The sequence below is a fragment of the Nocardioides candidus genome, from assembly GCF_041321175.1.
GTDB lineage: Bacteria > Actinomycetota > Actinomycetes > Propionibacteriales > Nocardioidaceae > Nocardioides.
The window spans coordinates 268,349-282,573 of record NZ_JBGGWC010000001.1; the positions used below are offsets into that span (position 1 = coordinate 268,349).

The window sequence follows — 14,225 nt, forward strand, 5'->3', positions numbered from 1 at the left end:
CACGGCGCTCCCCGCCCGGGGTGCTTAGGGGTTCAAACGAGTCCTTCGGGCAGCTCGGCCCCCGCCTCCATCAGCTCGACGAGCCGGCGCGCGCGCAGCATCGCGTCGGCGGCGACCTCGACGTCGTCGGCGAGGTCGACGACACCGGACGTCGAGAGGGCTCCCGATGCCCGTTCGTGCAGGGCGTGGAGCAGGCTGTCGCGGTCGAGACCGCGCAGCGCGAAGAGCACGAGCGGGTCGGCGTCCACCAGCCAGCCGGTCTGCACGAGCACCGCGAGCGCGTGGCGGCACGGGTCGAGGTAGGCGTCGCAGGTGCAGCCGGCCGACAGCTCGCCGCCGAAGGGCAGCAGCTCGATGCCGGCCTCCTCGGCGTGCTCGACGAAGTCGTAGGGGAGCTCGCCGGCCAGCAGCGCCGCGATCCGGCCGGTCTCCGCGGCCACCACGTCGACCAAGGCGCGGCGCTCCTCCTCCGGCAGAGCGGGCAGCCCGATCTCGACGGTCCACGTGTCGTCGCCCTCCCGCACCGCGGCGAGGAGCGAGCCGGCGTCGACGCTGATGCCGCCCACGTCTCCCCGCCGGGCGGCGGTGCGTCCGGCGCGGAGGTCCTGGTCGACGTACGCCGCCTCCTCGACCGCGCGCTGCCACGCCTTGCCCCACCACGACCGGATGCCGGAGCGCGGCGCCGAGAGCCGGCCGTGGGTCACCCTCACGGCGTCTCCCGCAGGTAGGCCTCGCGGCGCGCCTCTGCGCGGAGCGTGACGAGGTCGCGGAGGTCCTCGTTGCTGAGCTCGGTGAGGGCGGCCTCGCCGCGCGCGAGCACGGCGTCGGCGAGCGCCCGCTTCCGCTCGAGGAGCGCTGCCACGCGCTCCTCGATGGTGCCGCGGGTGACCATGCGGTGCACCTGGACGGGTCGGGTCTGCCCGATCCGGTAGGCGCGGTCGGTGGCCTGCTCCTCGACAGCGGGGTTCCACCAGCGGTCGACGTGCACCACGTGGTCGGCCCGGGTCAGGTTGAGGCCGGTGCCGCCGGCTTTGAGGCTGAGCAGGAAGACCGGGACCTCCCCGTCCTGGAAGCGACGCACCATCGCCTCGCGCTGGGCGACCGGTGTGCCGCCGTGGAGGAACTGGTGCGCGACCCCCGCCCCCACCAGGTGCTGCTCGACCAGCCGGGCCATCGCGACGTACTGCGTGAAGACCAGCACCGCTCCGTCCTCGGCGACCACGGTCGCGAGCAGCTCGTCGAGGAGGTCGAGCTTCTCGCTGCGACCGGCGAGGCGCACCGCCCCCGACTGCTTGAGGAACTGGGCGGGGTGGTTGCAGATCTGCTTGAGTCCGGTCAACAGGGCGAGCACCAGGCCGCGCCGCGCGGGGTCGTCGCCGCCGAGCCGCTCGATGCGCTCCATCGTGTCGCGCACGAACGCCTCGTAGAGGACGGCCTGCTCGCGGGTGAGCCCGAGCAGGTGGTCGGTCTCCGTCTTCGGCGGCAGCTCCGGCGCGATGCCCGGGTCGGACTTGCGCCGCCGCAGCAGGAACGGTCCGATCAGGTCGGCGAACTGCCGGGCCTTGGTCGGCTCGAGGCCCGACTCGATCGGCGCTCCCCACACCCGGCGGAAGGCCTGCCGACTGCCCAGCAGGCCGGGGATCGCCCAGTCGAGGATCGACCACAGCTCGGTCAGGTCGTTCTCGACCGGGGTGCCGGTCAGCGCCACCCGCGCCCGGCTCGGGATCTGTCGCAGCACGCGTGCCGTCGAGGAGCGGGAGTTCTTGACGTGCTGCGCCTCGTCGGCGACGACGAGGTCCCACGTCACCTGGGCGAGGGCCGCGTGGTCGCGCCGCATGGTGCCGTAGGTGGTGAGCACGAAGCCCGTGCTGCCGCTCAGCTCGCGGGCCGCGCCGTGGAACCGGCGCACGGGCACGTCGGGTGCGAACCGCTCGATCTCCGCCTCCCAGTTGCCGAGCAGGCTGGCCGGGCAGACCACGAGCGTCGGCGCCCCCTCGGACAGGCCGTGCTCGAGCCGGTGCAGGTGGAGCGCGATCAGGGTGATCGTCTTGCCGAGGCCCATGTCGTCGGCCAGGCAGGCGCCCAGCCCCAGCCCGGTGAGGTCGGCGAGCCAGGTGAGCCCGTGGCGCTGGTAGTCGCGCAGCTCGGCCCGAAGGCCAGCCGGCGCCGGGAGCGGCTCGCGGGTCGGCGCCGCGAGGAGCTGCTCGCGCACCTTCAGCAGGCTCGCGCCGACGATCACCTCCGCCCCTCCGGCGTCGCCGGCACCCTCGTCGGCCTCGGGCAGGTCGGCGACCCCGCTCAACGCCGCGGCGAGTGCCTGGGGCCCGGTCGCCCGCCGGATCAGCCGCTTGCGCGCCCGCTCGGCGGTCGTGGGGTCGACGACCGTCCAGGCGCCGCGGAGCTTGAGGATCGGCCCCACGGCGCCCGCGAGCTGCGCCATCTCCGCGTCGGTGAGCGGGTCACCGTGGAGGGCCACCTGCCACGAGAAGGCGAAGAGGCCGTCGGCGGAGAGCGGGCTGTCCTGGAGCGGCAGCTCGGGGTTGCGCGGGTCGGGGCGGCGATCGAGGACGGCACGCGTGGTCAGGTCGCGGCCCAGCGAGCGGGGCCAGTGCACGTCGACCCGCGCCGCGCGCAGGTCGCCGACGTGCTGCAGCAGGCTGCCGACCTCGTCCCCGTCGAGGTCGAGCTGGTCGGGCACGGAGAGGGCCAGCAGCCGGTCGAGCACCGGCCACACCTCGGCCGCCGAGCGCAGCGCGATGCTGGCATGCACGCGCGCCCGTGCGCCGAAGCCGTGCGACTCCTCGTCGTCGGTCCACAGCACGGCCGCGTCGCAGACGTGCAGCGGGTCGCGCTCGTCGTGCACCTGGAGCACCAGGCGCACCGAGCCGGCGGCGAGCTCCTCCTCGTCGGCCTCCACCCGCAGCGAGATCCGGACCAGCTCGGGCAGGGCGGCGACCGACCGCTCCGCCCGCGCGCGCTCCTCCGCCCGGCGGCGGACGCGGTCGGCGAAGCTGACCGGCGCCGGTGCGGCCGGCGCGGCTGCCGCGGTGGTCGGCGCGGCCGGCGCCGCCGGCGCCGCCGGCGCCGATCGCCCCGCCTGGGTCGCTCCCGCGACAGGTGCCGCCCGCGGGAGCGCGTCGGCGACCGCGTCGAGCACCCGGTTGACGAGCTCCGTCGCCGCGTCGGGGTCGACGTCGTCGTACGCCCGCGCCTGCGCGAGCCGGTCGACCGCCTCGCGATCGCGCTCGTCGAGCCCGTCGATGCGCCAGCTCGCGCGTCCGCCGGCCTCGGCCGGGGCGAGCTTGCCGGCGGCGACGAACCGGCCCGCGAGCAGCGCCGCGCCGCCGAGCAGCGCCACACTCGGGTGGGCGTCGGGCTCCGTGCGTGCGCGGCTGAGCACCGGGAGCGCCGCCCGGATCGGCAGCACCACCGAGCGCTGACCGGCGGTGAACTCGATCGTCCCGTCGCGTGGGGGCTCGGCCGGCCGGAAGGTCGCCGGTCCGGTCACGGGCACGTAGCTCACATGGCGACGCTAACGGGCAGGGCCGACGAAGAGTTCCCCGTCAGGCGCGCCTGCGTGCGGCGAGCTGCTTCAGCCCGACCGCTGCCAGGACGATCGCGCCCGCTGCCGCGAGGCCCACGCCCCACCAGGTCGGGTGCTCGACGGCCAGGACGAAGGTCGCGATCGGTACGGCGATCGCCGGCATCAGGATCGCCAGGACCGTGAAGCCGGGGTTGCCCTCGAGCGAGGCCGCGAGGGCCCAGAGCAGGGTGAGCACGGCCGCGATCGCGAGCACGACGTAGACGTCGTTGTCGTAGTCGGGCCGTGCCGCGGGCGTGGGTCCGTAGGTCGAGAAGTCGCCTTCGGTGCTCATGCCGAAGTCGCCGAAGAAGCTCGCGATGAACTGTGAGACCGCCATCGCGATCAGCAGGGCGTTGATGCCGATCACGCCGACGACTCCCGCGACCACGCCGCTGAGCGCGCGCGTCGGGAGCAGCCAGCCGACCGCGGTGATGACGAGGACGAAGGCCGCGATGGTCGCCGCGCCGATGATCGCCCAGTCGTCGTCACTGCCGATGTCGAGGATCACGTCGTCGGAGAGCTGGATGTAGACGAGCCCGAGCCCGGCGATCGCCGTGACGACGAACGCCCCCCGCCGGACTGCGATGTAGCCGACCACGGCGAGCGCCACGACGACGCCGCCGACGAGGTAGGGCAGCCAGTCCTCGCTGTGCTTGATGCCGTCGAGGCCGATCCCGATCATCACGCCGACCCCGAGGATGCCGACCACGCCCGGCCAGGTGACCAGGTCCTCGCGACTGCGGCCGGCGCCGAGCACCATCGCGGCGAGCGCGATGACCAGCAGCACCGCCGTCGCCCCGAGCCCGACGGAGTAGTTGGACCAGTCGAGGTCACCGTCGGCGCGGGCGCGCGTCGACGCGACGGCGATCGCGGCGGCGAGGAGGCCGACGCCGATCGCGATCGGCAGCAGTCCCATGCCGGGACGCCGCGGCCTCTCCTTGGCCGGCACCGGCGGCGGAGGCGGCGGCGGGTCGGCGACCGCCGTGGTCGTGCCGGGCGGCGGCGGAGGCGGAGCGGTGGCGGTCACCGGGGTCGACCCGGTCGCAGCAACGGGGCCCGTGGCGGGAGCGTCCTCGGTCATGGATCGAAGGTACGACCAACAACGCCCGAACCCGGGGACCTACGGGCTCAGGCCGACACGCCCAGGGTCAGCGGCAGCACCGCCTCCGCACCTGCGGCGGCCAGGGCGTCCGACGCCAGCGTGAGCGACCAGCCGGTGACGACCAGGTCGTCGACGAGCAGGACCCGCAGGCCGGCCACGGCGTCGGGCGCGTCGAGCACCAGCCCGTGCCGGCGGCTCACGGCTGCGACCCGTTGCGCCGAGTTGGTCGCGCCCGCCCCGGGCGGGACGGAGGGGTCGGTCACGGCCCACCGGCCGACGACGGGGCGCTGGAGGTAGCGCGCGAGGCCCGCGGCCAGGTCGGCGACCAGCGCGGATCGGGTCATCGACTCGGCGACCACGATGACGTCGGGCGCCGGTCGCCAGTCGACGAGGGTGGCCACGACGGCCCGGACGAGCCCGACGGGTACGGCGTCCGGTGCGTCCGGTCCCGGCCGGAACAGGTCGCGCAGCGCCTGCCCGTGGCCGAGGTCGGTGAGCCGGGCGATCGCCCGGCCCTCCGCGGCCGGCTGCTTGATCCGCCCGGCCCGGTCGACCCCGAGCGACGCGAGCCCGGTCGGCCACAGCTTGCGCGGTTCGATCGGCACGCCCGGGCGCGCGAGGCGGTCGGCCGCGTCGGCGACCGCCTTCGACGAGACGTCGTCGGGGAGGTCGAGGCCGCCGCAGTTGTCGCAGCGGCCGCACGCACCGTCCGCCGCCGCATCGGGGTCGTCGAGCTGGTCGCGCAGGAACCACATCCGGCAGCGGTCCGTCGCGAGGTAGTCGAGCATCGCCTGCTGCTCGCGCTCCCGCGCCTCGGCGACCCGGCGGTAGCGCTCGGCGTCGTAGGCCCACTCCTGGCCGGTGCTCTCCCACCCGCCCTTCACCCGGCGCACGGCACCGTCGACGTCGAGCACCTTGAGCATCGTCTCCAACCGGTTGCGGCTGAGGTCGACCCGTGCCTCGAGGGCCGGCGTGCTCAGCGTCCCGCCCTCCTCCAGGGCGGCGAGCGTCTCGCGCACCAGCTGCTCGCGCGGGAACGCGAGCGAGGCGAAGTAGGCCCAGATGTCGCGGTCCTCCGTCGCCGGCAGCAGCACGACGGAGGCCGGCCCGGTCGTGCCGCGACCCGCGCGGCCGACCTGCTGGTAGTAGGCGACCGGCGAGCTCGGCGCACCGAGGTTGACGACGAAGCCGAGCGAGGCGTCGAAGCCCATGCCGAGTGCGCTGGTCGCGACCAGTGCCTTCACCTCGCCGTCGAGCAGCGCCTGCTCGAGGGCGAGCCGCTCGGTCTGCTCCGTCTGCCCCGAGTAGGCCCGCACCTGGTGCCCCTGGGAGCGCAGGTAGTCGGCGACCTGCTGGGTCGCGGCGACGGTGAGGCAGTAGACGATGCCGCTGCCCGGCTGCTCGGCGAGGTGGTCGGCGAGCCAGGCCAGCCGCTGCTCGGCGGTCTTCAGGCGCACGACGCCCAGACGGAGCGTCTCGCGGTCGAGGCTGCCGCGCAGGACGAGCGGCGCGCCCAGCTGCTCGGCGACGTCGTCGGTGACGCGCTGGTTGGCCGTCGCCGTCGTCGCCAGCACGGGGATGCCGGAGGGCAGCTCGTCGAGCAGCGTGCGGATGCGCCGGTAGTCGGGGCGGAAGTCGTGGCCCCAGTCGGAGATGCAGTGGGCCTCGTCGATCACCAGCAGCCCGCACGTGGCGGCCAACCGGGGCAGCACCTCGTCGCGGAAGCCCGGGTTGTTGAGCCGCTCCGGGCTCACCAGCAGCACGTCGACCTCGCCCCGTTGGATCGCCTCGTGGGTCTCGGCCCACTGCTCGCTGTTGGTGGAGTTGATGGTGACCGCACGGATGCCGGCCCGCTCGGCCGCCGCGATCTGGTTGCGCATCAGGGCCAGCAGCGGCGAGATGATCACGGTGGGGCCGCTGCCCGCCTCCCTCAGGAGCAGCGTGGCGACGAAGTAGACCGCGGACTTGCCCCAGCCGGTGCGCTGCACCACGAGCGCCCGCCGCCGCGCCACGACCAGTGCCTCGATCGCGGCCCACTGGTCGTCGTAGAGCTCCGCGCCGTCGTGGCCGACGAGTGCGCGCAGGTGCTGCTCGGCGCGACTGCGGACGGTGGCGTCGGTGGCTGCGGTCATGTCTCGTGTCTACCAGCGCCGCCCGACGCATTCCCGCAGCGGTCGTCGCTACGCTGACGACCATGCTCGGCTCGGACGGCTCCCGCGACCAGGGCGGGTGGTGACGGCGTGGGCGAGGTCTTCGCGCGCCGCTACGAGCTCCTCGAGCCGGTCGCCGACGGTGCCATGGGGTCGGTCTGGCTGGTGCGCGACCACACCGACGGCGACGTCAAGGCGGCGAAGCTGCTGCGCCAGAGCGACGCGGGCTCGCTGCTGCGGTTCATGCGCGAGCAGTCCACGCGCATCCACCACCCCCACGTGGTGACGCCGTTGTCGTGGGTCGGCGAGGACGACGCGGTGCTCTTCACGATGCCCCTGGTGCGCGGCGGCTCGGTGGCCACGCTCATCGGCGACTGGGGTCCGCTGCCCGAGGCCTGGGTGATCGCGGTGCTCGACCAGACGCTCGCGGGGCTCGAGGCGGTCCACGCGGCGCGCGTGGTCCACCGCGACGTCAAGCCCGCCAACCTGCTGCTCGAGCCGACCGGCCGCGCCGCTCCCCACGTGCGCCTCACCGACTTCGGGATCGCCGCCCCCATGGACGAGCCGAGGATGACCCACGCCGCCGTCAGCCTCGGCACCCCGGGCTACATGGCCCCCGAGCAGCGAGCGGGCGCCGACCCCGACCCCCGCCAGGACCTCTTCGCCGTCGGCACGGTCGGGCTCGAGATGCTGACCGGCCACCGGCCGCCGTTCGAGGCCGACGAGATCCCCCGCACCCCGCTCGGCGACCTCCTCGTCGCTGCCCGCTCCCCCGACCCGGCCGGCCGGCCGCCCTCGGCGGCCGCCCTGCGCGCCCGGCTGTCCGCGATCGCACCGTCCACCTGGCAGCCCGGCGAGGTCGAGGTGCTCGACCAGTTCGCAGGAGAGCCGCCGCCGTACGTCGGGACGGCGACGCTGGTCCTCCCGCCCACGCCCGAGCCGACCTCCGGCCCGGCCCGGCCCCTGCCCGTCCGCGGCGGTCCTGCTGGGCCGGCCGTCGTGCTGCTCGCGCTCGTCGGCGTGCTCCTCCTCGTCCTGTCGGCCGTGCTCGTCCTCCGCGGCTGACCCGTCCGCGAGGGCCCGCCCGATCGGGCCACCGACTGGGACCGCGGGCCCACGGCGAAGGCGCGCACCCGGCCTAGCGTCGCCGACGTGAACCCTCCTCGCGCCCCCCGCCTCGCCCTCGCGGCGCTCGCCGCGGCCGCGGCGCTCACCGCCTGCGGCTCGCCGGGCGACCTGATGAAGGACAGCGGGGACGACGACGGCGGGCTGCGGACCTCCGACCTGCTCATCACGAAGGCCGCCCTGCCGCAAGGCTGGCGCGACAGCAACAGCCAGGGGCTCGACTACCGCACGACCGTCTGCGGGGTCGACATCGAGCCGCAGGAGCCGGTCCGCGCGACGAGCATCCGGTTCGCGAAGGGTCCGCTCGGCCCGTTCCTCGAGCAGCACGTGCGGATCTACGACACCGACGCCGCCGCCACCGACGTCATCGCCGCGCTGCGCGACGCCCTCCCCGGCTGCCACGGCTACACCACCACCGGCACGGCGAGCGGCAGCCCCACCGCGACCTTCCGGGTCGAGCCGCTGACCGTGGCGGGCGCACCGCCCGACAGCGTGGCGTGGCGCCAGACCAGCCAGGGCGACCTGCCGATCACCGCCGACGTGCTGCTCGTGCGGCGCGGCACCGCCGCGGTCCTGCTGATGTCCTACGTCCTGCGCGGCCGGCCCGAGGCCGACGTCCTCACGAGCGCGGCCGCGGCCGTCCCCGAGGTCGACTGAGATGCCCGCCCAGCGCAGGTCCGAGCGCGGTGCCGGCACCTTGGAGTACGTCGGCGTCACCGTCGTCGCCGCGATCCTGGCCGGCGGCCTGCTCATCACCCCCGTCCACGAGCGGGTGGCCGGCGCGTTCACCCAAGCCGTCTGCGCGGTCATCCAGCGCGACGGGTGCACGGTCCCGTCCGGCGGCGGCGACACCCGCACGCCGCTCGAGCAGGCGACCAGTGGCGAGTACGTCGCGCTCGGCGACAGCTACTCCTCCGGCGAGGGCGCGTGGGACTACGAGGAGGGCACCGACTTCGACGACCGCGACGACCTCTGGCCCTTCAACGACGACGAGGAGGACCACAACCGCTGCCACCGCTCCTCCCACGCCTACTCGCAGATCCTCAGCCAGGACAACGACTTCGCGGGCGGCACCACGTTCGTCGCCTGCTCGGGCGCGGAGATCCCCGACCTCGGCAGCGCCAACGACGGCAACACCGGCGAGGACCCGCAGTACGACGCACTGAACGACGGCGTCTCCCTGGTCACGATCTCGATCGGCGGCAACGACCTCGGGTTCGCCGACGTCGTCAAGGACTGCATCATCAACGGCGCCGGCGGCGTGGGCTTCATCGACTCCTGCCAGGAGAAGCACGACCAGCGCATCGAGGACAAGCTGCCGGAGCTGGCGCAGCAGCTGCTCGACCAGTACGAGGAGATCCGGCGCCGGGCACCCAACGCCCGCATCGTCATCGTCGGCTACCCGCAGCTCTTCGTCGACAACCCCTCGGACAGCTACGGCAACCTCCTCTTCGCGGAGGACCAGGTCTGGATGAACCAGAAGGCCGCCGAGCTCAACGCGATGCTGCGCGACGTCGCCCACCAGGCCGGCGTGGAGTTCGTCGACCCGACCGAGGCCTTCCACGGCCACGAGATCGGCAGCGACGACCCGTGGATCAACGACCTCGACCTCGGCGGTCCCGGCTTCTCCATCGCCGATCCCAGCAGCTTCCACCCCAACGCCGCCGGTCACCAGGCGCTCGCCGACCTCGTGCAGCAGCAGCTGGAGAATCCGCGCTACCCCTGATCGAATGGCGACCATGACGCGCTCGGGTGCCCTGCGACCGGCGGCCCTGCTCTGCCTGGGCGCGTGCCTGGTCCTCGCGCTCTACGGCCTGGTCTACCTCGGCTTCGCGATCGAGCCGACGAGCAGCGCCGACGCGAGCGCGCAGCACGGGCAGGAGGTCGCCTTCCCGGCCGTCGTCGGCGCGATCGCCGCCGCGGTGGCGCTCGCGGCGGGCGACCGGCCGTGGGCGCGCCTCGGCGTGGGGGTCTCCGCCGTCGCGATCGCGGCGTCAGTCGCCCTCGCGCTGCTCGGTTGAGCCGATCGCGAGCCGCGAGCCCACCCGCACCCCCCATGCCGCCATCGACCCCTCGGCGGCCTCGATCGTGGCGCTCGCGCGCAGCCGGAAGCGGGTCATCCCGGTCCAGGCGCGCAGCGTGGCGACATGGATCACCACCCCCGCCCTGTCCACCACCGCGACGTCGATCGGGTAGCGCATGCCGACCATGTGGACCGAGGGCGCGCGGGTGATCCAGAGGGCGCCCTCGACGCCGGAGGTGCCGAGCAGACCCTTGCGGCGACTCCGCGCGGTGTCGGCCACCGCGAGCGGGGCCACCGGTCGGTCGTCGCAGAGCAGCACCCGGTCACCCGGGCCGAAGACGGGCCGTCTCGCCATCAGCGGGGCCGGCGTGCTGTGGCAGGATCTGCGCACCAGCTTCTTCTTCTCGGGGGGACCATGGACGTCCGCTTGGCCGCGCGGCTCACGCCGAGCCTCACGGGGTGCGCCCTCGTCGCGTGGGTCGTCGCCGTCGTACTCCTGCTGCCGGCAGGCAACGTCACGGCGATCGTGATCGTGCGGACCCTGTTGTGCATGGGATTCCTCGTGTTCCTCACCCGAGTGATGGTCCGCCGAGCCTACGCCGGAGCGGGCCTGCTCCCGGCGGTGCTGGTCTCCGCGGTGGTGTCCTACGCGCTCTTCCCGCCCGCCTGGGTCGGGCGCGGCCTCCTGGCACAGGCTGTCGTCGACCCGGGGTGGGTGACCGCCCTCCTCGACGCGATCCTCTGGGTGGCCGTGGTGGTGGTCGCCGCGCGGACCACCGAGCCGCAGGACGCGCCCCTGCCCTACCAGCCCTACCAGCAGGCGTGATCCGGCGTGACCGACAGTGGGCCCGCACCGGGGCCTGTGGGCCCAGGCGACCGGCGGCGCGCCGCGAGATCCTTCTCGGGCAACGTGGTGTTGCGCCGTCCGGACGTCCGGACGCACCGACAGGGGGAGCCCAGGATGCTCGGGTCCAGGACACGCGACGAAGGCGGCGCGGCCAGCCTCGAGACGGTCGCCATGACGATCGTCGCGGCGCTGCTCGCGGTCGCCGTGATCGTCGCCGCGACACCGCAGGGCAAGATCCTCGGTGAGACGTTCTCCTACGCGGTCTGCCAGGTCGTCACCGCCGGACAGGGTCCGTGCGAGGCGCCGTCGACCAGCCCGGAGGCCCACAAGCCCGAGGACCCCTGCGTGGTGACGCAGGACGGCATCGAGGCCAACGCCGAGGTCGCCGTGCTGTTCTTCACGACCTCCGACGGACGCCGGGTCGAGGTGCAGAAGCTGAGCAACGGCGAGTACCGCGTCACGGTCAGCCAGTCGGCCAGCGGCGGCGTGGAGGCCGGGGTCGGCGGCGGCATCACTGTCTCCGTCGGCGACGACGAGTACGGCGGCAGCGCGACCGCCGAGGCCAGCGCCTCGCTCGACATCAAGGACGGCGACGTCTACTACACCGACCAGGACGGCATCCAGGGCCTGCTCGACGCCATCACCGCCGACCAGGTCAAGGACGTCGCCGTGGGCGACGGCGGCCCGATCCGCTGGGGCATCGACCAGCTCAGCGACCTGACCGGCGTCGGCGAGAGCGACCTGCCCGACCCCGACGAGACGTTCGCCGAGGGCGGGGTCTCGCTCAACGCCAGCGCTGAGGCCACCGGGCTGACGACGTCGGCCAGCGCCGGCATCGGCGAGGCGGTCGCGCTCGGTGTCCGCAAGAACCGCGACGGCACCACGACCGTCTACCTCAAGGCCAGTGTCGAGGGCGAGGCCGGCTACGAGTCGCTCTCCGTCGGCACCGACGGCGGCATCGGCCGCAACGGGGCCGGCCTGGAGGGCAAGGTCGAGGTGCTGGAGGCGATCACCTTCGACAGCGAGGGCAACATGGTGCGCTACCAGTCGACGGCCGTCGCGCAGGGCGAGGCCAGCGGCCTGGCCGCCGCGATCTTCAACGGCCAGCTCGACGGGAGCGGCGACAACCAGGCCAGCGGCTACCGGATCTACCAGTCCACGCTCGACATCGAGAGCGACGCCGACGAGCAGGTCGTCGCCGACCACCTCCTCGCGCTCGGCATCGCCGGCGTCAACGGCTGGGTCCCGCCGGGCCTGCCCGGCGCGCCCGGGACCGCCGGGAACTTCTACGAGGTCGCCCGCGACCGCGGCACCGTCACCCAGACCGACTACGACGCCGACTCCAGCACCTACGGCGTCAAGGCCGAGGGCGAGCTGGGCGTCGAGCTCGGCGCCGGTGTCGACGTGCAGACCGACTCGCTCTCCGTGACCGGGGCGCAATACTGGGACGGCACCCAATGGGTCGACTGGGAGGAATGCGCCGCATGAACCGCGGTCTGGCGACGCTCGTCACCACCCTGCTCGTCGCGCTCCCCCTGTCGGGATGCGGCGCCGATGCGTCCAGCAGCGACGGGGGCGCGCAGCAGCGCGACCCCTACGCCGTCACCGAGGAGCCGACGATCGACGTCGACCAGCTCGACCCGCCGTCCGACTACTCCACGATCGAGGGGAGCGGCTTCACCATCGCCGCTCCCGGGGAGTTCCAGCAGCAGACGTCGACCAGCCCCAACGGGGAGCCGCGCCTGGTGCTCGAGAAGCCGTCGAGCGTCCAGCAGGTGCCGCAGCGCGTGGTCGTGATCCGCGACGTCGAGCCGGCCAAGGACGCCGAGGAGCAGTCCTTCGCGCTCGAGACGTGGAAGGCCGCCGGCGACAAGGACGAGGAGAGCACCGTCCACCGCTACCGGCTCGACGCACCCGACGGCCAGCAGGCCTTCCTCGTGACGTGGGACGAGGCCCAGGCCGGCCGGCGCACCAGCGACGTCCAGGTGACCTACTGGCAGCTGATGTGGCAGGTCGACGACGACCTGATCATCAACGTCGTCGCCTTCGCGCCCGCCGCGGAGTTCGAGACGTCCGAGGTGAGCCGGATCCTGCGCACCTTCCAGCCGAGCTCCGGAGCATGAGGCTCTCCTCGGCCCAGGTCACGATGCTGCGCCTCGGCGCGGCGCTGTGCCTGGTCGCGGTGGTGCCGCTGGTGCTGGCCGCGCTGCTCATCGACTCCGGTGACCCGTCCTCGGCCGACGTGACGGTGGTCGACGACCCGACGTCGTACTCGCTGCCCGACGCGGGTCCCCTCGGCGGCTCCGTCGTCGTGTACGGCGTCGCCGACTCGCCGAGCACACCGCCCTCCGACCTCGGCTGCGCCCTCCTCAGCGAGGACGGCGACGAGCTGAGCACGGCGAAGCTGTCCGACCTCGCGGTGCTGCGGGCCGGCACGCCCGGGGTCACGGTCGACGGCCGGCGGCTGCAGCCGCTCTTCGAGGTCAAGAGCTACCCGGATGGTGCCCGGCTCGCCTGCTCCGACGCCACGTCGGCGGAACCGCTGGCCGTGTCGCGGCCCGCGACGTTCGGGAGTGCAGCGCTCGCCGTGCGGGTCGTCGCCGGCGCCGGCGCGCTGCTCTTCCTGGTCGTCGGCGTGGTCGGCCTCCTCGCCTTCCGCCGACGCGCCTGACGACGCGCTCCGCTACTCGACCAGGCTGGGCTCGAGGCCGTCGAGGTCGACGTGCGACACGTGCAGCGCGCCGGTCTCGCCGTCGATGACGAAGTCCACCTGGAGCGGACCGCAGTCGAAGGAGGTCGTCGTGTCCGGCGGCGGCGGAGGCGGCGGGGGCGGACCGTCGGTCGGCTCGTCGGTCGGCTCCGGGTCGTCGGTCTCGTCGGGAGGCTGGGGGTCGGAGAAGCCGCAGCCGGAGAGGTCGAGGCCGGTCGAGGCGACGGCCGAGGCCTCGGCCGGACCGACGTCGTCGCTGACCGGCGCGTTCATCCGCACCGACGCGGAGACCCGGCCCGAGGCGAGGTCGAAGCAGTAGTCGGTCAGGGTCGCGCCGTTCTTGGCGGCGTACTCCTCCGCCGACTCACGCCCCAGGTCGCACCCGACGTGCGCGGCCAGGTTGTCGTTGAGCGAGTTGAGCAGCCCGACGAGGTTGGGCAGGGCGTCGCTCAGCACGCCGGCGCCCGCCAGGGCGGCGGCGTCGGCGGCCGTCTGCGCCTTGGTCTTGTCGTCGACGGCCCGGCCGATGAGCACGATGCCGAGCAGTCCCACCGCGAGGAGCGTGGCGCTGACGACGATGACGAGCATCGTGGTGACCTGGCCGCGTTGGTCCCGCGGCCGCGCGTCCCGAGATCTGTTCATGGTGCCCTTCCGTCCTCCGGAGCGACCTGCCGTGACATGCCGA

Annotated in this window: 14 protein-coding genes; 8 read left to right on the forward strand and 6 right to left on the reverse strand. The window is 74.0% G+C overall.

Annotation, left to right across the window (positions count from 1 at the left end; all coding sequences use genetic code 11):
* Nucleotides 1-32: 32 nt before the first annotated feature.
* The 4 genes from ACAX67_RS01315 to ACAX67_RS01330 are packed head-to-tail and all read right to left on the reverse strand — an operon-like array spanning nucleotide 33 to nucleotide 6,817.
* Nucleotides 33-710, reverse strand: a complete 678-nt coding sequence (locus ACAX67_RS01315) for an SWIM zinc finger family protein (protein ID WP_370702010.1) — start codon at nucleotides 708-710, stop codon at nucleotides 33-35.
* Nucleotides 707-3,523: a DEAD/DEAH box helicase gene (locus ACAX67_RS01320; protein ID WP_370702011.1), complete on the reverse strand. Its 2,817-nt coding sequence runs from the start codon at nucleotides 3,521-3,523 to the stop codon at nucleotides 707-709. The genes ACAX67_RS01315 and ACAX67_RS01320 overlap by 4 nt, the downstream gene beginning before the upstream one ends.
* Before the next feature lie 40 nt (nucleotides 3,524-3,563).
* Nucleotides 3,564-4,664 (reverse strand): hypothetical protein, encoded by a 1,101-nt coding sequence (locus ACAX67_RS01325; protein WP_370702012.1) that lies wholly within the window; start codon nucleotides 4,662-4,664, stop codon nucleotides 3,564-3,566.
* Nucleotides 4,665-4,711: 47 nt separating this feature from the next.
* Nucleotides 4,712-6,817, reverse strand: a complete 2,106-nt coding sequence (locus tag ACAX67_RS01330; protein ID WP_370702013.1) for a RecQ family ATP-dependent DNA helicase — start codon at nucleotides 6,815-6,817, stop codon at nucleotides 4,712-4,714.
* 108 nt (nucleotides 6,818-6,925) lie between these two features.
* Between ACAX67_RS01330 and ACAX67_RS01335 the strand changes: the two genes are divergently transcribed.
* The 4 genes from ACAX67_RS01335 to ACAX67_RS01350 all read left to right on the forward strand — a co-directional run bounded on the left by ACAX67_RS01335 (nucleotide 6,926) and on the right by ACAX67_RS01350 (nucleotide 9,981).
* The gene (locus ACAX67_RS01335; RefSeq protein WP_370702014.1) at nucleotides 6,926-7,900 is read left to right on the forward strand and encodes a serine/threonine-protein kinase; all 975 of its coding nucleotides are present in this window, start codon (nucleotides 6,926-6,928) and stop codon (nucleotides 7,898-7,900) included.
* Between the two features lie 87 nt (nucleotides 7,901-7,987).
* Nucleotides 7,988-8,617: a sensor domain-containing protein gene (locus tag ACAX67_RS01340; RefSeq protein ID WP_370702015.1), complete on the forward strand. Its 630-nt coding sequence runs from the start codon at nucleotides 7,988-7,990 to the stop codon at nucleotides 8,615-8,617.
* A gap of 1 nt (nucleotide 8,618) precedes the next feature.
* Nucleotides 8,619-9,686 carry an SGNH/GDSL hydrolase family protein gene (locus ACAX67_RS01345; protein ID WP_370702016.1) on the forward strand — a complete coding sequence of 356 codons (1,068 nt, stop codon included), beginning with the start codon at nucleotides 8,619-8,621 and terminating at the stop codon, nucleotides 9,684-9,686.
* Between the two features lie 4 nt (nucleotides 9,687-9,690).
* Nucleotides 9,691-9,981: a hypothetical protein gene (locus ACAX67_RS01350; RefSeq protein WP_370702017.1), complete on the forward strand. Its 291-nt coding sequence runs from the start codon at nucleotides 9,691-9,693 to the stop codon at nucleotides 9,979-9,981.
* Here ACAX67_RS01350 and ACAX67_RS01355 read toward each other — a convergent pair.
* Nucleotides 9,955-10,374, reverse strand: a complete 420-nt coding sequence (locus tag ACAX67_RS01355; protein WP_370702018.1) for a DUF192 domain-containing protein — start codon at nucleotides 10,372-10,374, stop codon at nucleotides 9,955-9,957. The two genes, ACAX67_RS01350 and ACAX67_RS01355, sit on opposite strands and share 27 nt — an antisense overlap.
* A 24-nt stretch (nucleotides 10,375-10,398) precedes the next feature.
* Between ACAX67_RS01355 and ACAX67_RS01360 the strand changes: the two genes are divergently transcribed.
* From ACAX67_RS01360 to ACAX67_RS01375, 4 genes are all read left to right on the forward strand, one after another.
* A complete protein-coding gene (locus ACAX67_RS01360) occupies nucleotides 10,399-10,809 on the forward strand; it encodes a hypothetical protein (protein WP_370702019.1) in 411 nt (136 codons plus the stop codon).
* Between the two features lie 192 nt (nucleotides 10,810-11,001).
* A complete protein-coding gene (locus ACAX67_RS01365) occupies nucleotides 11,002-12,318 on the forward strand; it encodes a hypothetical protein (protein WP_370702020.1) in 1,317 nt (438 codons plus the stop codon).
* Nucleotides 12,315-12,953 carry a hypothetical protein gene (locus tag ACAX67_RS01370; RefSeq protein WP_370702021.1) on the forward strand — a complete coding sequence of 213 codons (639 nt, stop codon included), beginning with the start codon at nucleotides 12,315-12,317 and terminating at the stop codon, nucleotides 12,951-12,953. Before ACAX67_RS01365 ends, ACAX67_RS01370 begins: the two co-directional genes overlap by 4 nt.
* Nucleotides 12,950-13,501, forward strand: a complete 552-nt coding sequence (locus ACAX67_RS01375) for a hypothetical protein (protein WP_370702022.1) — start codon at nucleotides 12,950-12,952, stop codon at nucleotides 13,499-13,501. Before ACAX67_RS01370 ends, ACAX67_RS01375 begins: the two co-directional genes overlap by 4 nt.
* A 12-nt stretch (nucleotides 13,502-13,513) precedes the next feature.
* Here ACAX67_RS01375 and ACAX67_RS01380 read toward each other — a convergent pair whose 3' ends face one another.
* The gene (locus tag ACAX67_RS01380; RefSeq protein ID WP_370702023.1) at nucleotides 13,514-14,182 is read right to left on the reverse strand and encodes a pilus assembly protein TadG-related protein; all 669 of its coding nucleotides are present in this window, start codon (nucleotides 14,180-14,182) and stop codon (nucleotides 13,514-13,516) included.
* Nucleotides 14,183-14,225: the final 43 nt, after the last annotated feature.